At 72.5% G+C, this 20515-nt stretch carries 18 protein-coding genes; 7 read left to right on the top strand and 11 right to left on the bottom strand.

What is annotated here, in order from left to right; genetic code table 11:
- Window position 1: 1 nt before the first annotated feature.
- Together ACFQ6N_RS23085 and ACFQ6N_RS23080 are read right to left on the bottom strand one after the other, a co-directional pair.
- Window positions 2–187: a lysine biosynthesis protein LysW gene (locus ACFQ6N_RS23085; protein WP_380652022.1), complete on the bottom strand. Its 186-nt coding sequence runs from the start codon at window positions 185–187 to the stop codon at window positions 2–4.
- Between the two features lie 82 nt (window positions 188–269).
- Complete coding sequence (locus ACFQ6N_RS23080) at window positions 270–1421, bottom strand: isopropylmalate synthase (protein ID WP_380652019.1); 1152 nt, start codon at window positions 1419–1421, stop codon at window positions 270–272.
- A 256-nt stretch (window positions 1422–1677) separates the two neighbouring features.
- Between ACFQ6N_RS23080 and ACFQ6N_RS23075 the strand changes: the two genes are divergently transcribed.
- From ACFQ6N_RS23075 to ACFQ6N_RS23060, 4 genes are all read left to right on the top strand, one after another.
- The gene (locus tag ACFQ6N_RS23075) at window positions 1678–2853 is read left to right on the top strand and encodes an acyl-CoA dehydrogenase family protein (protein ID WP_380652017.1); all 1176 of its coding nucleotides are present in this window, start codon (window positions 1678–1680) and stop codon (window positions 2851–2853) included.
- Window positions 2854–2889: 36 nt separating this feature from the next.
- Window positions 2890–4107, top strand: coding sequence for an acyl-CoA dehydrogenase family protein (locus ACFQ6N_RS23070; protein ID WP_380652014.1), 1218 nt, complete (start codon window positions 2890–2892; stop codon window positions 4105–4107).
- Between the two features lie 243 nt (window positions 4108–4350).
- Window positions 4351–5688 carry a UDP-glucose dehydrogenase family protein gene (locus ACFQ6N_RS23065; protein ID WP_380652011.1) on the top strand — a complete coding sequence of 446 codons (1338 nt, stop codon included), beginning with the start codon at window positions 4351–4353 and terminating at the stop codon, window positions 5686–5688.
- 98 nt (window positions 5689–5786) lie between these two features.
- Window positions 5787–6200: a CoA-binding protein gene (locus ACFQ6N_RS23060; protein ID WP_380652008.1), complete on the top strand. Its 414-nt coding sequence runs from the start codon at window positions 5787–5789 to the stop codon at window positions 6198–6200.
- Here the strand turns inward: ACFQ6N_RS23060 and ACFQ6N_RS23055 are convergent.
- The 3 genes from ACFQ6N_RS23055 to ACFQ6N_RS23045 all read right to left on the bottom strand — a co-directional run bounded on the left by ACFQ6N_RS23055 (window position 6197) and on the right by ACFQ6N_RS23045 (window position 9196).
- Window positions 6197–7411, bottom strand: a complete 1215-nt coding sequence (locus ACFQ6N_RS23055) for a dipeptidase (protein ID WP_380652005.1) — start codon at window positions 7409–7411, stop codon at window positions 6197–6199. The genes ACFQ6N_RS23060 and ACFQ6N_RS23055 overlap by 4 nt on opposite strands.
- Window positions 7412–7481: 70 nt before the next feature.
- A complete protein-coding gene (gene purE / locus ACFQ6N_RS23050) occupies window positions 7482–8060 on the bottom strand; it encodes a 5-(carboxyamino)imidazole ribonucleotide mutase (RefSeq protein ID WP_380652002.1) in 579 nt (192 codons plus the stop codon).
- Window positions 8057–9196, bottom strand: a complete 1140-nt coding sequence (locus ACFQ6N_RS23045; RefSeq protein ID WP_380652088.1) for a 5-(carboxyamino)imidazole ribonucleotide synthase — start codon at window positions 9194–9196, stop codon at window positions 8057–8059. Before ACFQ6N_RS23045 ends, purE begins: the two co-directional genes overlap by 4 nt.
- 300 nt (window positions 9197–9496) lie before the next feature.
- Here ACFQ6N_RS23045 and ACFQ6N_RS23040 point away from each other — a divergent pair, with 300 nt between their 5' ends.
- A complete protein-coding gene (locus ACFQ6N_RS23040; protein ID WP_380651999.1) occupies window positions 9497–10015 on the top strand; it encodes a GtrA family protein in 519 nt (172 codons plus the stop codon).
- Between the two features lie 186 nt (window positions 10016–10201).
- Entirely contained in the window at window positions 10202–10897 is a 696-nt protein-coding gene (locus ACFQ6N_RS23035) for an ester cyclase (RefSeq protein ID WP_380651996.1), read from the top strand.
- Between the two features lie 55 nt (window positions 10898–10952).
- Here the strand turns inward: ACFQ6N_RS23035 and ACFQ6N_RS23030 are convergent, their stop codons facing one another.
- Both ACFQ6N_RS23030 and ACFQ6N_RS23025 read right to left on the bottom strand, forming a co-directional pair.
- A complete protein-coding gene (locus tag ACFQ6N_RS23030; protein ID WP_380651993.1) occupies window positions 10953–12200 on the bottom strand; it encodes an ATP-binding protein in 1248 nt (415 codons plus the stop codon).
- Window positions 12201–12263: 63 nt separating this feature from the next.
- A complete protein-coding gene (locus ACFQ6N_RS23025) occupies window positions 12264–12938 on the bottom strand; it encodes a response regulator transcription factor (RefSeq protein WP_030290974.1) in 675 nt (224 codons plus the stop codon).
- A gap of 329 nt (window positions 12939–13267) precedes the next feature.
- On the opposite strand from ACFQ6N_RS23025, the gene ACFQ6N_RS23020 reads away from it, so the two are divergent.
- Complete coding sequence (locus ACFQ6N_RS23020; RefSeq protein ID WP_380651990.1) at window positions 13268–14791, top strand: peptide MFS transporter; 1524 nt, start codon at window positions 13268–13270, stop codon at window positions 14789–14791.
- Between the two features lie 93 nt (window positions 14792–14884).
- Here the strand turns inward: ACFQ6N_RS23020 and hutI are convergent, their stop codons facing one another.
- The 4 genes from hutI to hutU form a co-directional block, all read right to left on the bottom strand.
- A complete protein-coding gene (hutI, locus tag ACFQ6N_RS23015; protein WP_380651987.1) occupies window positions 14885–16060 on the bottom strand; it encodes an imidazolonepropionase in 1176 nt (391 codons plus the stop codon).
- Between the two features lie 51 nt (window positions 16061–16111).
- The gene (locus ACFQ6N_RS23010) at window positions 16112–17464 is read right to left on the bottom strand and encodes a formimidoylglutamate deiminase (RefSeq protein WP_380652085.1); all 1353 of its coding nucleotides are present in this window, start codon (window positions 17462–17464) and stop codon (window positions 16112–16114) included.
- Window positions 17461–18642 carry an allantoate amidohydrolase gene (locus ACFQ6N_RS23005; RefSeq protein WP_380652082.1) on the bottom strand — a complete coding sequence of 394 codons (1182 nt, stop codon included), beginning with the start codon at window positions 18640–18642 and terminating at the stop codon, window positions 17461–17463. The genes ACFQ6N_RS23010 and ACFQ6N_RS23005 overlap by 4 nt, the downstream gene beginning before the upstream one ends.
- Before the next feature lie 85 nt (window positions 18643–18727).
- On the bottom strand, window positions 18728–20431 hold the full coding sequence (gene hutU, locus ACFQ6N_RS23000; protein WP_380651984.1) for a urocanate hydratase: 1704 nt from the start codon (window positions 20429–20431) through the stop codon (window positions 18728–18730).
- Window positions 20432–20515 lie beyond the last annotated feature (84 nt).

Raw genomic sequence — 20515 nt, 5'->3', positions numbered from 1 at the left:
TTCACTGGCCCCAGTCGCGGAGCTGGACCTCGACCATCTGGAGCGACAGTTCGCCGTCCCGGACGTCGTCCACCCGGAGCGTGAGCATGCACTCGGGGCAGGACAGGGTCTCGCCCTGGACCATCGGAGGGACGGTCAGATCGGTCTCGCACTCGGGGCAGGCGCCGGTGAGCGTGGCGTTGGGCACGGTGTTCTCCAGTTCTCGGTGGTGACGGATCGATGGCGGATCGGGGTGGTGCGGGGGGCCGGGAATTCGATCACGGGCCGGATCAGCGGGACTGGAAGTCGACGGCGGCCTTGCGGATGCCGTCGCGGTCGAGCAGGCCGCGCCCGTCACTCCCCTGGCGCTCGATCAGCCAGGAGGTGAAGGCGTCGAGGTCGACCTCGCCGGCCGAGTCGTCGAGCGCCCAGGCGACCAGCGCGGGCGTGAGCCGGGTGCGGACGCGCAGCTCCCGCGTGTTGCCGACGAGTTCGGCGGGCAGGGTCTCGTACGCCTCCGGGTGGGTGAGCTGGCCGGGCAGCTCGTACGCGAAGGCGTGCGGGGTGGTGGGGCCGGACTGGAAGGCCTCGCCGAGTCCGGCGCCGCGCAGGGCGATCCGGCTCAGCTCGGTGAGGTGGGACAGGTCGAAGCGGGTGTCGCCGTAGATGACGCGCAGCGCGGTCAGGAGCTCGGCCAGCGGGGCGTTGCCGCCGCGCTCGCCGATGCCGCCGACGGTCGCCGATATCCACTGCGCGCCGGCCCGGTAGGCGGCCAGCGAGTTGGCCACCGCCATGCCGAGCATGTTGTGCGAGTGGATCTCGATCTCGGAACCGTCGATCGCGGTGAGGTCGCCGATCACCTCCTCCATCTGCCAGGGCGACAGGTAGGCGACGGTCTCGGCGAGCCGGAACCGGTCGGCGCCGGCCGCGAAGCCGGCGGCGACGTACGGGACCAGCCGCTCCTTCGGCGTGCGGGCGCCGTCCTCCCCGCTGAAGGTGACGTGGAAACCGTGGCCCTTGGCGATCTCGATGGCGCTCTTGGCCAGCGCGTTGAGGTACTTGAGGCTCGGCGAGCCGAGTTTGAGCCGGGCGTGCTGTTCGGAGGTCGGGATCGAGAACATCACGTACCGCACGCCGAGGCGCGCGGCCTCGTCCAGGGCCTTGGCGACCTGCTGGCGGTCGCGGACCATGACCAGGGACATGCTGCGCTCGGGGCCGATCGCCTCGTGGGTGGCGGTGATCAGATCGGCGTCCTTGGACGAGGGGCCGGAGATCATCCCGACCTCGACCAGTTCCACGCCGGTCTTGACCAGCAGTTTCGCGATCCGGGCGGCGTCCCCGGGGCCGAACTCCACGCCGGCCATGTGGGCGGAGTCCCGCAGGGTCGCGTCGGACAGGTGGGGCAGCCGTTCGGGGGCGCTCTGGTGCTCTGACAATGCCATGTGCGTTCCCTCCGTGTTTCGGAGCCTGATTCCTACTTCCTCGCTGCCGACAATGCTCGTGGAGCGGGTGCGGAATCGGCAACAATTTCTCTGTCAGGGGTTTGTCAGGGAGTGTCATGGAGTGTTTCGGCGATCCCTGGACTGTGCTGCCCGGATAGGATTTCGACAGAGCCATGGGCCTTGTGTGCCTAGGCCGATACGGTGTTCGAGAATTTCCCTGAGTTGAGCCCTGGAAAGAGGAGAGAAGGGGATCTGAATGGTTTTTCCGAATTCTCCGACCCATCCCGGCACCACAGGTTTCGAACCGTCCTGGGTCGAGCACGCCCGAATACTCGGCGAACGTGTCGTGCGGCCGACCTCGGCCGACCGCGACCGGGCGAACCGCTGGGACCACATGCTCTTCACCGAACTCGCCCACACCCACCCCGGCCCGGGCCTGGCCGGCCCGCTGGTGCCGCGCGAGTTCGGCGGCGGCGGCCTGTCCGCCGTGCAGACCTGCGCCCTGCTGGAAGGGCTGGGCGAGGGCGCCCGCGACCCCGGGCTGGCCCTCGCGGTGGGCACCCACGTGGCGCTCGCCACCGTGCCGGTCCGGGCCTTCGGCAGCCCCCGGCAGCGGGAGCGCTACCTGCCCCGGATGGCCGCCGCGGAGTGGTTCGGCTCCGTCTCGCTGCGGCAGACCCAGGGCGCCGCACTGGACCCGGGCGTGACCGTCCGCCCGGCCGGCGCCTCGCCGGGCGCCTGGGTGCTGGACGGCGAACTGGACCTGGTGGTGGGCGCCCCGGTGGCCCACCACTTCCTGGTCCTCGCCGCGCACCAGGACGGCAGCCGGACGGCCTTCCTGGTCGACGCCGGCGCGCCCGGCCTGCGGGTCGGCGAGGCGGGCCCGGCGGCGATGCGCACCTGCGGGTGGGGCCGGCTGATCCTGGACGGCTGCCGGGTGCCGGAGGGCGCCGTCCTCGGGCGGGTCGGCGGCGCCGCGGACGAGGTGGAACCGCTGCTGGCGGCGCTGGACTGGGTCTTCACCAGCGCGCCCTGGCTCGGCCTGATCCGGGCGATGGCCCGGGACGCCGTCGACGGCGCCCGCAGCCGCCGGCTGTTCGGCCGCCCGCTGGCCGACGGCCAGTCCGTCCGCTTCACCCTCGCGGACCTCGCCATCCGGTGCGAGCTCGCCGAGGGCATGGTCTACCGGGCGGCCGCGCAGTTCGACAGCGGCCGCCCGTCGCTCCAGGACGCGGCCTCCGCCCGGCTGTTCGTGGCCTCCGCGGTGCGCACGGTCACCGACGGGGCGGCCCGGCTGGCCGGCACGCCCGAGTGCAGCGGCGACCACCTGATCGAACGGATCTGCCGGGACGCGGTGTTCTTCGCGGAGACCGGCGGCGGCAGCGAGGTGCTGCGGCCGGTGATCGCGGCGTCCGTCCTGGGCATCGGCTGAGCCCGGCACCACGACAGAGGGAAGAGGAGGAACGACATGAACCACCGCATCGACGACGCCACCGCGGGTGTGCCGGGCTTCGCCGGGATCGCGGCCCGGGCCGCCGACACCGACGCGTCCGGCCTGATACCCCGCCAGAACTGGCAGGACCTGCGCGACTGCGGGTACTTCCGGCTGTTCTCACCGCCCGAACTCGGTGGCGCGGGCGCCGCCCCGCTGGCCCAGACAGCCGCGATGGAGGCACTCGCCCGGGCCTGCCCGAGCACCTACTGGTCGGCGACCGTGTCGGCCCTGCTGTGCGTCAAACTGATCTCCACCTACGGCGACCCCGACAAGCACCGGCGGCTGCTGGAGCCGCTGCTGTCCGGTGAGCGGCTGGCCGCCTTCGCGGTGGCCGAGACCACCGCGAGCAGCGACTCGGGCACCTTCCGCACCAAGGTCCGCCCGGCCGGGCCGGCCGGCGGCGGCTTCCTGATCCGCGGCGAGAAGTCCAAGATCACCAACGCCCCGAATGCCGACCTGGCGGTCGTGGTCGCCCGCCGCGAGCGCCTGCCCGGGGACGACGGACCCGCCTGGTGCCTGGCCTTCGTGGACCTCTTCCAGCCCGGGGTGCACCGCTACGAGATCCCGCGGATGGGCCTGCGCGGCATGCCCTGGGGCGGGCTGATCTTCGACGACGCCCTGATCGGCGAGGACGACATCGTGCCGGTGCCGATCGAGGAACTGGCCGAGACCATGGCCTGGGGCTGGCTGAAGAACTCCTTCGCCGCGATCGGCCTGGCCGAGGCCGCGCTGGCCGCCTCCGTCCGGCACGCCCGGGAGCGGGTCTCCTTCGGCCGGCCGCTCGGGCACATGGAGGGGGTCCAGGCCCAGCTCGCCGACTCCCGCGCGCAGATCGACGCCGCCCGGCTGCTCGCCCAGCGGGTGGCGGTGGAACGCGCCGCCGGACAGTCGGCGCGGGACCGGATCGCGATGCTCAAGATCTACGCCACCGAGATGGGCGTCGAGGTCGCCGCGCGGGCCGTGCAGATCCACGGCGCGGCCGGCGTCACCCCGGGCCACGAGGTGGAACGGATGTACCGGGACGCCCAGATGAACGTGATCGGCGGGTTCACCACCAACCGGCTGCGCGAACAGGTCGCGGAGAGCCTGCTGGGGCCGGCGGTCTACCGGGCCTTCGACTGGACCGGGCCCGCCGGGCTGGGCCACGACCCGGCCGGACTGGACGGCTTCCCGCAGCGGGCGGCGGCCTGACGGCCACTGACGGCGGCGCCCCGGCCGACCGTCCCCCGCGGGAGCGGTGGGCGGCCGGCCGGGGCGCCGGTGCGTGGGCCGGCCGGCGTTCGGCGGCGGCCCCGGGGCGCCGGCCCGCGGCTGCCCGCTGTCCGGGGCGTGCGGGCGATCCCCGTGCGTCCGGGCGGGGCGGATAGCATCAGGGGAATCCGTACCGGCAGAGTCCGCGACCAGGCCGGTCGAGTCCGCATCCAGGGAGAACCCGTGACCCTCCGCATCTCCGTGATCGGCACCGGCTACCTCGGCGCCACGCATGCCGCCGCGATGGCCGAGTTCGGCTTCGAGGTGCTGGGCCTGGACATCGACCCCGAGAAGATCGCCACCCTCTCCGCCGGCCGCGTCCCGATGTACGAGCCGGGGCTGTCCGAACTGCTGCTCAAGCACGTGGCCGGGCACGAGAAATCAACCGGGCGGCTGCGCTTCACCACCTCCGCCCAGGAGGCCGCCGAGTTCGGCGACGTGCACTTCGTCTGCGTCAACACCCCGCAGCGCAAGGGCGAGTTCGCCGCCGACATGTCGTACGTCGACGCCGCGATCGAGCAGCTCGCCCCGCACCTGACCCGCCCGGTCCTGGTAGTCGGCAAGTCGACCGTCCCGGTCGGCTCGGCGAGCCGGCTCGCCGAGCGGCTGGCCGCGCTGGCACCCGTCGGCGAGGGCGCCGAACTCGCCTGGAACCCGGAGTTCCTGCGCGAGGGCTTCGCCGTCCAGGACACCCTGCGGCCGGACCGGATCGTGGTCGGCACCCGGAGCGAGCGGGCCGAGCGGCTGCTGCGCGAGGTGTACGCCGAGCCGATCGCCGCCGGGGTGCCGTTCATGGCCACCGACTACGCGACCGCCGAACTGGTCAAGGCCGCCGCCAACTCCTTCCTGGCCACCAAGATCTCCTTCATCAACGCGATGGCCGAGGTCTGCGAGGCGGCCGGCGCGGACGTCACCCAGCTCAGCAAGGCGCTCGCCTTCGACGAGCGGATCGGCGGCAAGTTCCTCAACTCCGGCCTCGGCTTCGGCGGCGGCTGCCTGCCCAAGGACATCCGCGCCTTCATGGCCCGGGCCGGCGAGCTCGGCGCCGACCAGGCGCTGGCCTTCCTGCGCGAGGTCGACTCGATCAACATGCGGCGCCGCTCCCGGATGGTCGAACTGGCCCGGGAGCAGTGCGGCGGCGGCTTCCTGGGCCGCCGGGTCGCCGTCCTCGGCGCCGCGTTCAAGCCGAACTCGGACGACATCCGGGACTCCCCCGCCCTCAACGTGGCCGCCCAGATCCAGCTCCAGGGCGCCCAGGTCACCGTCTACGACCCGAAGGCCGTGGACAACGCCCGCAAGATGTTCCCCTCCCTCGCGTACGCCGGGTCCGCCCTGGAGGCAGCCGAGGGCGCCCACGTCGTCCTGCACCTCACCGAGTGGTCCGAGTTCCGCGAGCTGGACCCGGCCGAGCTGGGCGCCGTGGTCGCCGAGCGCCGCCTCCTCGACGGCCGCAACGTCCTCGACGCCGATGCCTGGCGCGCCGCCGGCTGGACCTACCGCGCCCTGGGCCGCCCCAGCTGACCTTGCCCCGGCACCCCTCCGGCGCGACACCCCTCCGGCGCGGCACCCTTTCGGCGCGGCCCCGGAATCCCGCACCGCCGCCCGGCGTTCCCACCGGCATGACGAGTTACGGCGATGAAGCGACGGTCCGCGGGATCCTCACCGGCACCGGGGACACCTGGGCCGTGGTGGGCCTGTCGAACAACACCTCCCGGGCCGCCTACGGGGTGGCCCGGGTGCTGCAGAAGTACGGCAAGCGGATCGTTCCCGTCCACCCGAAGGCCGAGACGGTCCTCGGCGAGCAGGGCTACGCCTCGCTCGCCGAGATCCCGTTCCCGGTCGACGTGGTGGACGTGTTCGTGAACAGCGCCCTGGCCGGGGAGGTGGCCGACCAGGCGGTGGCGGCCGGGGCGAAGGCGGTCTGGTTCCAGCTCGGGGTGGTGGACGAGGCCGCGTACGGGCGGACCCGGACGGCCGGGCTCGCCATGGTGATGGACAAGTGCCCGGCCATCGAGATCCCGCTGCTCGGTTAGGAGCGGTCGCCGTCCAGTCGGGCGATGGTGGCGATGGACGGGCGGCGGGTGGCGCGCAGTCCGGCGGCCACCGATTCGGCGTCGCGCAGGACACGGACGGCGTTGTGCCAGGTGAGCTTGGCCAGGTCGGCCTCGGACCAGTGGCGGCGCAGGAGTTCGGCGACCAGGTTGGGGTAGCCGGCCACCGAGTCCAGGCCGTCGGGCAGGAAGGCGGTGCCGTCGAAGTCGCCGCCGATGCCGATGTGGTCGATGCCGGCGACCTCGCGCATGTGGTCGAGGTGGTCGGCGACGGTGGCCGGGGTGGCGATCGGGCGCGGGTTGGCGGCTTCGAAGGCGTACTGGCGTTCCATGGCCGGCGGGGTGGTGTCCAGCGGGTGGAAGCCGTGGGCGCGCATGTTCTCGTCGGCGGCCAGGGTCCACTCGATGGCGGCGGGCAGGATGAACTTCGGGACGAAGGTGGCCATCGCCACGCCGCCGTTGGCGGCCAGCAGGCCGAGCACGTCGTCCGGGATGTTGCGCGGGTGGTCGCAGACGGCGCGGGCGGAGGAGTGCGAGAAGACCACCGGTGCCTCGGTGACCCGCAGGGCGTCGCGCATGGTGTCGGCGGAGACGTGCGAGAGGTCGACCAGCATGCCGAGCCGGTTCATCTCGCGGACGACTTCCTCGCCGAAGCGGGTCAGCCCGCCGGCCACCGGCTTGTCGGTGGCCGAGTCGGCCCACGGCACGTTGTCGTTGTGGGTGAGCGTCAGGTAGCGCACGCCCAGGTCGAAGAGGGCGCGCAGGGTGGCGAGCGAGCAGTCGATGGAGTGGCCGCCCTCGGCGCCCATCAGGGAGGCGATCCGGCCGTCGGCGCGGGCGGCCTCGATGTCGGCGGCGGTGCGGGCCAGTCGGAGCCGGTCGGGGTAGCGCTCGACCAGGGCGTGGACGAAGTCGATCTGTTCCAGGGTGGCGCTCACCGCGTGGTCCCCGGCCAGCGAGGCGGGGACGTAGACGGACCAGAACTGCGCGCCGACCCCGCCCTGCGCGAGGCGGGCGAGGTCGGTGTGCAGGCGGTCGCTCTGGTCGTCGGCGAGGTCGACGGCGCCGAGGTCGTACCCGGCCTGCTCGCGCATCGCCCAGGGGAGGTCGTTGTGGCCGTCCACCACGGGGGCGTTGCGCAGCAGGGCGCGGGCGCGGTCCAGCGCGGTGCGGGGGTCCGGGTCAGCAGTCATGCGAGCTGTTCTACCCCACCCCTACGGGGGTACGAACCGGCGGCCGGGCCGGGACCTGTCCGGACAGGACCTACTTGCCGAAGCCGAAGGAGGAGGATCCGGCGACCTTGGCCCGGAGCTTCTTGCCCTTCTCGGTGGCCTGGTTGTTCAGCTCGGCCTGGAACTCGGTCATCCGCTCGGTGAGTTCGGGGTCGAAGGCGGCGAGCATCCGCACCGCGAGCAGGCCCGCGTTGCGCGCGCCGGCCACCGAGACGGTCGCCACCGGGACGCCGGCCGGCATCTGGACGATGGACAGCAGGCTGTCCATGCCGTCCAGGTAGCGCAGCGGCACCGGGACGCCGATGACGGGCAGCGGGGTGACGGAGGCCAGCATGCCGGGCAGGTGGGCCGCGCCGCCGGCGCCCGCGATGATCGCCTTCAGTCCGCGGCGGTGGGCGTTCTCGCCGTAGGCGACCATCTCGCGCGGCATCCGGTGGGCGGAGACGACGTCCACCTCGTACGGGATCTCGAACTCGTCGAGGGCCTGGGCGGCGGCCTCCATGACCGGCCAGTCCGAGTCCGAGCCCATCACGATGCCGACGACCGGGGAGGGGTGCGCGTCGGCGCCCGAGTAGGGGTGGTGGCCGGGCGACGGGTGGGCGGAGGTCATTCGGTGATCGTTCCTCGCAGGTAGGCGGCCGCGTGGCGGGCGCGCTCGCGGACGTCTTCGAGGTCGTCCCCGAAGACGTTGACGTGGCCGACCTTGCGGCCGGGCTTCACGTCCTTCCCGTACATGTGGATCCGCAGGCCGGGGTCGCGGGCCATGCAGTGCAGGAAGGCGTGGTACATGTCCGGGTAGTCGCCGCCGAGCACGTTGACCATGACGGTCCACTTGGCGCGCGGCCGGGGGTCGCCGAGCGGGAGGTCGAGGACGGCGCGCAGGTGGTTCTCGAACTGCGAGGTGACCGCGCCGTCCTGGGTCCAGTGCCCGGAGTTGTGCGGGCGCATGGCGAGCTCGTTGACGAGGATCCGGCCGTCCCTGGTCTGGAACAGTTCGACGGCGAGGTGGCCGGTGATGCCGAGGTCGCCGGCGATCCGCAGGGCGAGCTGCTGGGCCTCGTCGGACAGGGCGGGGTCGAGGTCCGGCGCGGGGGCGGTGACCTCGGCGCAGACGCCGTTCTCCTGGACGCTCTCCACCACCGGGTAGGCGACGGCCTGGCCGCTGGGCGAGCGGACCACGTTGGCGGCCAGCTCGCGGACGAAGTCGACCTTCTCCTCGGCCAGCACCGGGACGCCGGCCAGGAACGGGGCCTGCGCCTCCTGCTCGTCGTCGACGACCCAGACGCCCTTGCCGTCGTAGCCGCCGCGGACGGTCTTCAGCACGACGGGGTAGCCGTCGCCCTCCTCGGCGAACGCGGTGACGTCGGCCGGGTCGGCGACGATCCGGTGCCGGGGGCAGGGCACGCCGATGGAGTCCAGCTTGGCCCGCATGACGCCCTTGTCCTGGGCGTTGACCAGCGCGTCCGGGCCGGGGCGGACGGCGATGCCGTCGGCCTCCAGGGCCCGCAGGTGCTCGGTCGGAACGTGCTCGTGGTCGAAGGTGACCACGTCGCAGCCGGCCGCGAAGGCGCGGAGGGTGTCGAGGTCCCGGTAGTCACCGAGGACGACGTCGGAGACCACCTGTGCGGCGGAGTCCTGGGGCGTGTCGGCGAGGAGTTTGAACCTGACCCCGAGCGGGATGCCCGCCTGGTGTGCCATACGGGCCAACTGCCCGCCGCCGATCATGCCCACCACTGGAAAATTCACATTGCCCGGGGAAGTCACCTGGCCAGGATATCCGGGCCGGTCGGGGGCGATGGAGCCGCTGGTGGGCGCTCGACGGCGGACGCGCGTAGACATCAACCCAGGAGTCAAGCGGCTCAGCCGTTCGGCGGAAGCAGGTAGCCTGGACGGCTAGGTCCTGGTCTACGCGGTCTGATCATGTGCGTGCACGCAGGGCTCAAGGGGCGGCTGCGCCGCCACGTCCAGCCCTTTCGTCCCGCAGGCACATGGAGGCAGTCCGGTATGGCGACGACCGAAGCTTCGAAAACCCCACTCGCGCAGAAGATGCGTGGGATCACGGGCGAAGTCGTGAAGTTCGGCATCGTCGGCCTGAGCGGCGTGGTGGTCAACTTCGCCGTCTTCTGGGTCTGCATCAACGGCCTGCACCTGGCCTCGCTGCGCTCCAACATCGCCGCGACCCTGATCGCGATCGCGACCAACTACCTGGGCTACCGCTACTGGCTGTACCGGGACCGCGACGCCGCCTCCCGCAAGCGGGAGATCACGCTCTTCCTGGTCTACAGCGGCATCGGCATGCTGATCGAGACCGGCGTGCTGGGCTTCTCGGTCTACGTCCTCAAGCTGGACTCGCACTACGAGCAGCTGGGCGCCAAGGTGATCGGCCTCGCGGTGGCCACCGTGTTCCGCTTCGTCTCGTACCGCACCTGGGTCTTCAAGGCCGTGCCGGAGCCGGTCGAGCTGCCCGCCCAGCAGACGGCGGACGCCGCCGGGGGCCGCGAGCTGGCCGCCCAGGCCGAGCTGATGCTGGCCGCCGAGCGGACCCGGTTCGCCAAGGCCGAGTAGGCCGAGCAGCCCGAACGGGCCGAGCAGGCGAAACGGGCCGAGCAGCCCCCGCAGCACCGCGAGCCCCGGCAGGCCGGTCCCCGGCCGCCGGGGCTTGCCGTCCCCGCCGCCACCGGAGGACAGTGGTGACCGAGGGCGAGCACGGCCGGCGGACGATCATGGTCGAAGGGGGCCAGGAGGTTCGCCATGGCGTTCGTCCAGATCATCGACTGCAAGACCGACAGGCTCGACGACCTCAACCGGCTGATGGACGCCTGGGTCGAGGCGACCGAGGGCAGGCGGACCGCCGCCCACGCGGTGGTCGGCACCGACCGCGCCGACACCAAGCACGTGGTGGAGATCGTGGAGTTCCCCTCCTACGAGGAGGCGATGCGCAACTCCGGACTGCCCGAGACCGACCGGATCTTCCGCGAGATGGTGGCGCTCTGCGACGCGCCGCCGACCTTCACCGACCTGGACGTCGTCCGCGACTCCCGGTTCGACAAGGCCACCGCGAGCCGGGTCCTGGACGGACTGTCCCACGGGGACCTCGGCGTCATCGACGCCTGCATGGCCGCCGGCTACCGCGACCACGACTACGGCAGCGAGGGCGACACGGTCGGCATCCCGGCGTTCCGGGAGCGCTGCGGCGGCTACCTGGCCGCCTTCGACTTCGACTTCGTCACCGAGAGCCAGATCGCCGAGGGCGGCGAGGTCGCCACCCGGTGGACCTGGCACGCCACCCAGAAGGCCGACTTCATGGGCGTGCCGAACACCGGCCGGTCGGTGGTCGGCCACGGCACGACCACGTTCCGCTTCGAGGACGGGAAGATCTGCGAGGGCTGGTGGCAGTGGGACGTGCTGGACCTGATGCGCCGGCTCGGCGTGGCGCCCGGCGCCTGAACGCCGACGGCGCGGGGCCTGAACGCCGACGGCGAAGGGCCCGCGCCGCGAGGCCTCAGTCCTCGTGGCTGCGCCCGAGGAAGAGCGCGAACACGGCAGGCTTCAGCGAGAGCAGTTCGAGCCGCCCGCCGTCCGCCTCCGCGAGGTCGCGGGCGACCGCGAGGCCGATGCCGGTGGAGTTGCGGCCGCTGACCGCGCGCTCGAACACCCGGTTGCCGAGGTCCGGCGGCACTCCGGCGCCCTGGTCCTGCACCTCGACCACCACCGAGGTGCCGGACGGCCGGACCCGCAGGGTGATCGTCCCGGCGCCGTGCATCAGGGAGTTCTCGATCAGGGTGGCCAGCACCTGGGCGACCGTCCCGGGGGTGCCCACGGCGGTGATCCCGTGCAGGCCCTCCAGGGACAGCACCCGGCCCTGTTCGCGCAGGGTCGGGCCCCACTCCTCGACCTGCTGCTTGATGACCTCGTCCAGGTCGAAGGCGACCGCGGTGGGGCTGCGCGGGTCGCGCTGGGTGGTGAGGAGCCGCTGGACGACGTCGGTGAGCCGCTCGACCTGCTGGAGGGCGATGGCCGCCTCCTCCTTGACCGTCTCCGGGTCCTCGGCGACGGCGGTGATCTCCTCCAGCCGCATGGAGAGCGCGGTGAGCGGGGTGCGGAGCTGGTGCGAGGCGTCGGCGGCGAGCCGGCGCTCGGCGGTGAGCATCCGGGCGATCCGCTCGGCGCTGGTGTCCAGCACCTCGGCGACCCGGTCGAGCTCGGGCACCCCGTAGCGGCGGTCGCGCGGGCGGGGGTCGCCGGAGCCGAGCCGCTCGGCGGTCTCGGCGAGGTCGGTGAGCGGCCGGGCGAGCCGTTTGGCCTGCCAGACCGCGAGGGCCACGGCGGCCTGGACCGCGAGCAGGGCGACCACGCCGAGCAGCAGCAGGTTGTTGGCGATCTCGTGGTCGACGTCCTCGCGGGACTGCTCGACGGTCACGGTCTCGCCGCTGTTGCCGCGTTCGACCGCCTTCAGCAGGTGGTCGCCGGCCGGGCGCTCACCGGCCGAGACCACCTGCTGGCCTGGCACCTGCACCTCGACGTAGCTGCCTTCGGTGACCTGGCTCTCGAACGCCCTCCCCGTGGTGACCGGCTCGCCCGCCGCGATCCGGCTCTCGACCAGGGCGAGCACCCGGACGGCGGCGGCGTCGACCCGGTCCTGGGCCGAGTTGACGATGGTGCGCTTCTCCACCAGGGCGAGCGGCACGCAGAACACCACGACCACCACCAGGACGACGCCCAGCAGCGAGTTGATCATCCGGCGTTTCACGCTGCCGCTCCCCGAGGTGTTCCGTTGCATCGGCCGCCGTCCGGCCGCGATCCCCGTACGGGGCTAATTCTTCTCGAACCGGAAGCCCACGCCGCGCACGGTGGCGATGTAGCGCGGGTTGGCCGCGTCGTCGCCGAGCTTCTTGCGGAGCCAGGAGATGTGCATGTCCAGGGTCTTGGTGGAGGTCCACCAGGTGGTGTCCCAGACCTGGCGCATGATCTCCTCGCGGGTGACCACCCGGCCGGCGTCCCGGACCAGGACGCGCAGCAGCTCGAACTCCTTGGCGGAGAGGGTGAGCTCCTCCTCGCCGAGCCAGGCGCGGTGGGACTCGATGTCGATCTTCACCCCGTGCGCGCCGGTGGTGAGCTGGTCGACGTTGCCGCGCCGGAGCAGGGCCCGGACGCGGGCGAGCAGTTCGGCCAGGCGGAAGGGCTTGGTGACGTAGTCGTCGGCGCCGGCGTCCAGGCCGACCACGGTGTCCACCTCGTCCGCGCGGGCGGTGAGCACCAGGACGGGGCAGCTCTTGCCGTCGGCGCGCAGCCGGCGGCAGACCTCCAGGCCGTCCATCTCGGGCAGACCGAGGTCCAGGACGACGAGGTCGACCTCCTCGGTGAGGCCGGCGGCCAGCGCGGTGGGACCGTCCTCGCGGACGAGCACCTCATAGCCCTCGCGTCGCAGGGCCCGGGCGAGCGGTTCGGAGATCGCCGGATCATCCTCGGCAAGCAGCACACAGGTCATGTGGTGATGGTAGTCCGCCGGGGTATGCCCGTACGCCCTGTGAGGTAGTTCACAGAGCGTGATCGTTATACAAGCATCCCGCTGAGCCCAACGGGGCGTGACAGGCCGTCCGTTCGGCGAAGAATCCCCTTCCGGATCTTGATTCCGAAGGAAGACAAGCCTATTTGCCATGGATCAATCGGTAAGATCTGCTGATCACTTTGCCATTCCTCTACCTCATCTGTGGTTTTTGTCATCTGATAGAGCCAAATGTCGCCACGTAGAGTGGTTTCGTCCACGTCCGCCGCCACCCCCCTAGGCGGACGCTGTCAGGCAAGGAACCACGACTCATGGCGTCTACCACCCGGGACGCCGACCTCGCGTCGGCCCCTCGCAGCGGCAAGACCTTCCTCGGCCACCCCCGAGGGCTTGCCACGCTGTTCATGACCGAGATGTGGGAGCGCTTCTCCTACTACGGCATGCGCGCCCTGCTCATCTACTACCTGGTCTCCGGTGGCGCCGACGCTGCCGTCGGCAGCCAGGGCGGCGGCCTCGCCAAGTCGGCGGCGCTGGCGACGGCGGTCTACTCCGTCTACGTCTCGATGGTCTACCTCATGGCCTACCCCGGCGGCTGGTTCGGCGACCGGGTCTGGGGCGCCCGCAAGACGGTGGCGATCGCCGGGTTCGTGATCATGAGCGGCCACATCGCGCTGGCCGTCCCGGGCCAGGCCGCGTTCTTCCTCGGCCTGCTCCTGGTCGCGCTCGGCTCCGGGCTGCTGAAGGCCAACATCTCCACGATGGTCGGCCACCTGTACAACGGCCCCGACGACCCGCGCCGCGACGGTGGCTTCACCGTCTTCTACATGAGCATCAACCTCGGCGCCTTCGTCGCTCCGTTCATCATCGGAACGATCGGCAAGGAGTACAACTGGCACCTGGGCTTCGGCCTGGCCGCGGTCGGCATGGCCTTCGGCCTGGTGCAGTTCCTGCTCGGCAGCCGCCACCTGGACCCGCGGAGCAGCGAGGTCCCGAACCCGCTGATGCCCGCGGAGCGCAAGAGCCTGCTGGTGAAGGCCGGCGTGACGGTCCTGGCCGTCGCCGCCTTCTACGCCGCCATCGTCGCGATGGGCGTCTACACGCTGAACTGGGCCCTGGTCCCGCTGACCGTCGCCGGTCTGCTCATCCCGGTCGCCGTGCTGGTCCGGATCAAGCGCGACAAGGACCTCAGCCCCGGCGAGCAGTCCAAGATGTCCGCGTACATCTGGTTCTTCGCCGCCGCCGCCATCTTCTGGATGATCTACGACCAGGGCGGGTCGACCCTCTCCCTGTTCGCGGACAAGAAGACCGCCGACAACCTGTTCGGCTTCGGCTTCTCGGCCACCTGGTACCAGTCGCTGAACCCGCTGTTCGTGATGGCGCTCGCGCCGCTCTTCGCCTTCCTGTGGCTGTGGCTGTCCCGCCGGGACAAGGAGCCGAACACGATCGTGAAGTTCTCGATCGGCCTGGCCCTGATCGGCGCCTCGTTCTTCATCTTCATCGTCCCGATGAACATGGCGGACGGCGGCACCACCGTCTCCCCGATGTGGCTGGTCTCGATCTACCTGATCCAGACCATCGGCGAGCTGTGCCTCTCCCCGGTCGGCCTCTCGGTCACCACCAAGATGGCGCCCCGGAAGTACGCCTCCCAGATGATGGGCGTCTGGTTCCTCGCCGTCACCGCCGGTGACTGCACCACCAGCCTGCTCTCGCTGGCCGGCGTCAACCTCGACGGCACCGGGATCATCGCGACCCAGGCCGCGCTCGCGGTCCTCGCGGGCTTCGCGGTCTACACCTACCGCAAGCGGGTCCAGGCCCTCATGGGCGACGTCCGCTGACCCCCTGACGACCGGCTCACGACTCCGGGGCCGCCGTGGATTCCTGAGATCCGCGGCGGCCCCGGCCGTTTTCCCGCCCGTCGGCGGTCCGGCTCACACCTCGCGCACGCCCGCGCGCCAGACCGCCGCCGTCAGCGGCACGCCCGGCCGGTAGGCCAGGTGGACGTGCGAGGGCGCGTCCAGCAGCAGCAGGTCGGCCCGGGCCCCGGGGGCGACCACGCCGACGTCGCTGCGCCGCAGCGCCTGGGCGCCGCCCAGGGTGGCCGCCCGGACCGCCTCGTCCGGCGTCATGCCCATCTCCCGCACCGCGACCGCGATGCAGAACGCCATCGAGCTGGTGAAGCTGGAGCCCGGGTTGCAGTCGGTGGACAGCGCCACCACCGCGCCCGCGTCCAGCAGCCGGCGCCCGCTCGGGTACTCGGCCCGGGTGGAGAACTCCGCCCCCGGCAGCAGCGTCGCGACCGTCGCCGAGCCGGCCAGCGCCGCCACGTCCTCGTCCGTCAGGTGGGTGCAGTGGTCCGCCGAGGCGGCCCCCAGCTCGACCGCGAGCTGCACGCCGGGCCCGTACGAGAGCTGGTTGGCGTGCACCCGGGGGGTGAGGCCGCGCTCGATGCCGGCGGTCAGGACCGCCCGCGCCTGGTCGCCGTCGAAGGCGCCCTTCTCGCAGAACACGTCCACCCAGCGGGCGTGCGGAGCGCAGGCGTCCAGCATCTCGCCGGTGACCAGGTCGACGTACCCGGCCGGGTCCTCGGCGTACTCGGGGGCCACCACGTGCGCCCCCAGGTAGGTGGTCTCCGGGGTGTGCCGCGCGGCGATCCGCAGCGCCCGGGCCTCGTCCTCGACCGTCAGGCCGTAGCCGGACTTGCACTCGACGGTGGTGGTGCCCTGGCGCACCGCCTCCCGGACGAACCGGGCCAGGTTGGCGTCCAGCTCGGCGTCGCTCGCCGCCCGGGTGGCCGCCACCGTGGTGCGGATCCCGCCCGCCGTGTACGCCTGCCCGGACATCCGGGCGTTGAACTCGGCGGTGCGGTCGCCCGCGAACACCAGGTGGGCGTGCGAGTCGACGAAGCCGGGCAGCGCGGCCCGGCCCCCGGCGTCGAAGCGCTCGTCCGCGGCCGGGGCCTGCGCGGCCGGGCCGACCCAGGCGACGGTGGCGCCCTCCACCACCACGGCCGCGTCGGTCAGCAGTCCCAGCGGACCGGCGCCCTGACCGGGGTCGTTGGTGACCAGGCTGCCGATGCCCGTGATCAAGGTGGTCCTGGTGCTCAAGACAAGGCCTTCCGGAGGAGGGTGGACAAGGGGTTCAAGGGTCGGGTGTGCTCAGTAGTCCAGCGCGCGGATGGCGGACCGCAGGGCGCCCGGCACGTCGGCCACCAGCTGGTGCACGCCGTCCCGGACCACGTGCCGGCCGCCGACCACCACGTGCCGCACGTCCGCCGCCGAGGCCGCGAAGACCGCGATCTCGGCGCCGAGCCGCGGCGGCGGGCCCGCCGTCCGGACCGAGTCCAGCGCGATCACCGTGAAGTCGGCGAGCGCCCCGGCCTCGACCCGCCCGGCCTCCGGCCAGCCGAGCGAGGCGTGCCCGTCCTCGGTGCCGGCCCGCAGCAGCGCGTTGGCCGTCCAGTGCCCGCGGGTCCGGGTGCGCAGCCGCTCGTCCAGCTCCAGCGCGCGGGCCTCCTCGAACGGGTCGACGACCGCGTGGCTGTCGCTGCCCAGGGTGATCGGGCTGCCCGCCGAGGCGAGCCGGCGGGCCGGGCCGATGCCGTCCGCGAGGTCCCGCTCGGTGGTGGGGCACATGCAGACGGTGGTGGAGGTGCCGGTGAGGAGCTTGACGTCCTCGTCGGTGAGGTGCGTGGCGTGCACGGCCGAGGTGCGCGGGCCGAGCGCGCCGTGGTCGGCGAGCAGCCGGGTCGGGGTGACGCCGTGCGCGGCGAGGCAGGCCTCGTTCTCGGCGGTCTGCTCGGACAGGTGGACGTGCAGCGGCGCCCCGCGCTCCGCCGCCCACTGCGCGACGGTGCCCAGCTGTTCGGCCGGGACGGCCCGGACGGAGTGGATGGCGGCGCCGATCCGGGCGTGCTCGCGCGGCTTGAGCGCGCCCGCCCGCTCGGCCCAGGCCTGCGCGTCGCCGTCGCTGAACCGCTGCTGCGGCTTGGTCGGCTCGGCGCCGAAGCCGGCGGACAGGTAGCAGGTGTCCAGCAGGGTGATCCGGATGCCGGCCCGGGCGGCGGCCTCGATCAGCGCCTCGCCCATCGCGTTCGGGTCGGCGTAGCGGACGCCGCCCGGCGCGTGGTGCAGGTAGTGGAACTCGCCGACGGCGGTGATCCCGGCCAGCGCCATCTCGGCGTAGACGGCGGTGGCGAGCTCCAGGTAGCCGTCCGGGTCGAGCGCGCCGGCGAACCGGTACATGGTGTCGCGCCAGGTCCAGAAGGTGCCGGAGCCGACCTGCACGTGCCCGCGCAGCGCCCGGTGGAAGGCGTGCGAGTGGGCGTTGGCCTGGCCGGGCAGCAGCAGCCCGTCGAGGCGGACGGCGCCGGGCGGGCAGGGCCCGCTGTCCGGCGTCACCGAGGTGACCAGGCCGCCGGGGCCGGTGGCGATCAGCACGTCCTGCTCGACCACCGGCCCGTTGGGGTGCGGCAGCCACGCGTACTGCGCCCAGTAGCTCACTGCGGTCAATGGCACGCCAAGTCCTCCAGTACGTCGGCGAGGGCGGTGACCCCGGCCAGGCAGTCGGCCACCTCGGCGTGCTCGGCCGGGGAGTGCGAGACGCCGCTGGGGTTGCGCACGAACAGCATGGCGGTCGGGATCGCGGACGCCAGGATCCCGGCGTCGTGTCCCGCGCCGGTGGGCAGCACCGGGGCGTCCAGGCGCTTGGCGAGCCGGTCGCGCAGCGGGCCGTCGAACTCCACCACCGGGGTGTAGGACTCGCGGGTCAGCTCGACCCGGACGCCGTCGCGCTCGCCGCGCTCGGCGGCGGCCTGCTCGATCTCGGCGACCAGCGCGGTCAGGGTGCGCTCGTCGGCCGCCCGGGAGTCCAGCCAGCCGCGCACCAGCGAGGCGATCGCGTTGGTGCCGTTGGGCTCGACCGCGACCTTGCCGAAGGTGGCCAGGGCCCCCGACTGCCGCGCCTTCTTGCGGGCGGCGAGCACGGTGTTGGCGTACGTCAGCATCGGGTCGCGGCGGTCCTCGATCCGGGTGGTGCCGGCGTGGTTGGCCTCGCCGTGGAAGTCGAACCGCCAGCGGCCGTGCGGCCAGATCGCCCCGGCCACGCCGACCGGCTGCCCCTCGTCGAGGTAGCGGCCCTGCTCGACGTGGAGTTCGACGAAGGCGCCGATCCTCGACAGCCGGTCGTCGTCCGCGCCGATCGCGGTCGGGTCGTAGCCGGCCCGCTCCATCGCGTCGGGCAGCCGGACGCCGTCCGCGTCGCGCAGCTCGTACGCGGCCTCGCGGGAGAGCACCCCGGCGGTCAGCCGGGAGCCGATGCAGGCCACGCCGAACCGGGCGCCCTCCTCGTCACCGAAGTTGACGATCGCCAGCGGGCGGCTGAACCCGGCACCCCGCGCCCGGAGTTCGTCCAGCGCCGCGAAGGAGGAGACCACCCCGAGCGGGCCGTCGAAGGCGCCGCCGTCCGGGACGGAGTCCAGGTGCGAGCCGGTGACGACGGCCCCGCCGGCCCGCGGGTCGCCCAGCCAGGCCCACTGGTTGCCGTTGCGGTCCAGCTCGTACGCCAGGCCGCGGTCGCGGGCCTGCTGCTCGAACCAGGCGCGGCACTCGGCGTCGGCGGAGTTCCAGGCGAAGCGGCGGTAGCCGCCGGAGGAGGCGGAGCGGCCCACCGGGAGCAGCTCCGCCCACATCTGTTCGAACGAAGCGGTCACGCGACGGCCTCGCCGCACCCGGCGCCCGCGTTCCGCGAGTCGCCCCGTCGACCGGTCGGCGCGCTCACAGCTCGCCCATCGGGACACGGACCCCGCGCTCGTCGGCGACCTCGGTGGCCCGGTCGTAGCCGGCGTCCACGTGCCGGATGACGCCCATGCCCGGGTCGTTGGTGAGCACCCGGCGGATCTTCTCCCCGGCCAGCGCGGTGCCGTCGGCGACGGTGACCTGGCCGGCGTGGATCGAGCGGCCGATGCCGACGCCGCCGCCGTGGTGGATGGAGACCCAGGAGGCACCGGAGGCGACGTTGACCATGGCGTTGAGCAGCGGCCAGTCGGCGATCGCGTCGGAGCCGTCCAGCATCGCCTCGGTCTCCCGGTACGGGGAGGCGACCGAGCCGCAGTCCAGGTGGTCGCGGCCGATCACGATCGGCGCGGACAGCTCGCCCGAGGCGACCATGTCGTTGAAGCGCTCGCCGGCCTTGTCGCGCTCGCCGTAGCCGAGCCAGCAGATGCGCGCGGGCAGGCCCTGGAAGTGCACCTTCTCCTGGGCCAGCTTGATCCAGCGGGCCAGCGACTCGTTCTCCGGGAAGAGGTCGAGGACGGCCTTGTCGGTCTTGTGGATGTCCTGCGGGTCGCCGGACAGGGCCGCCCAGCGGAACGGGCCCTTGCCCTCGCAGAACAGCGGGCGGATGTACGCCGGGACGAAGCCGGGGAAGGCGAACGCGCGGTCGTAGCCGGCCAGCTGGGCCTCGCCGCGGATCGAGTTGCCGTAGTCGAAGACCTCGGCGCCGCGGTCCAGGAAGCCGACCATCGCCTCGACGTGCCGGGCCATCGACTCGCGCGACCGCTCGGTGAACTCGGCCGGCTTGGCGGCCGCGTAGTCCGCCATGTCGTCGAAGGCGACGCCGACCGGCAGGTAGCTGAGCGGGTCGTGGGCGCTGGTCTGGTCGGTGACGATGTCGATCGGCGCGTCCATCGCGAGCAGCTGCGGGAAGAGCTCGGCGGCGTTGCCCAGCAGGCCGATGGAGAGCGGCTGCTTCCGGTCGCGGGCGGCGGTGGCCAGCTCCAGCGCGTGGCCGAGGTCCTTGGCCTCGACATCCAGGTAGCGGTGCTCGATCCGGCGGGCGATCCGGGACGGGTCGCAGTCGATACAGATCGCCACGCCGCCGTTCATGGTGACGGCCAGCGGCTGGGCGCCGCCCATCCCGCCGAGGCCGGCGGTGAGGGTGATGGTGCCCTCCAGCGAACCGGCGAACCGCTTGTTGGCGACGGCGGCGAAGGTCTCGTAGGTGCCCTGGAGGATGCCCTGGGTGCCGATGTAGATCCAGGAGCCGGCGGTCATCTGGCCGTACATGGTGAGCCCGAGGCTCTCCAGCCGGCGGAACTCCTCCCAGTTCGCCCAGTCGCCGACGAGGTTGGAGTTGGCGATCAGTACGCGCGGCGCCCACTCGTGGGTCTGCATCACGCCGACCGGGCGGCCGGACTGGACCAGCATGGTCTCGTCCTGCTTCAGGCCCTGCAGCGTCCGCACCATGGCGTCGAAGGAGCGCCAGTCCCGCGCGGCCTTGCCGGTGCCGCCGTACACGACCAGCTTCGAGGGGTGCTCGGCCACCTCGGGGTCGAGGTTGTTCATCAGCATCCGCAGGGCGGCCTCCTGCTGCCACCCCTGCGTCGTCAGACCCGTGCCGCGCGCCGCGCGCACCTCGCGCGGTCCGCTCGCCTGCTGCTGCGCCATAGTCCCGGCCTTCCTGCGGATGGATTCATTCATGTTCGGTTCGATTGAATATAACTAAACAAGCCACTTTCGACCAGACCCCGGAACCATCCGATCAGCCCCGGCACCGGCCGACTT

Origin of the sequence: Kitasatospora sp. NPDC056446 (assembly GCF_042796115.1) — a bacterium.
Lineage (GTDB): Bacteria > Actinomycetota > Actinomycetes > Streptomycetales > Streptomycetaceae > Kitasatospora.
Note: the sequence above shows the minus strand (reverse complement) of the source record. Positions and strands in the feature narration are given on the sequence as shown.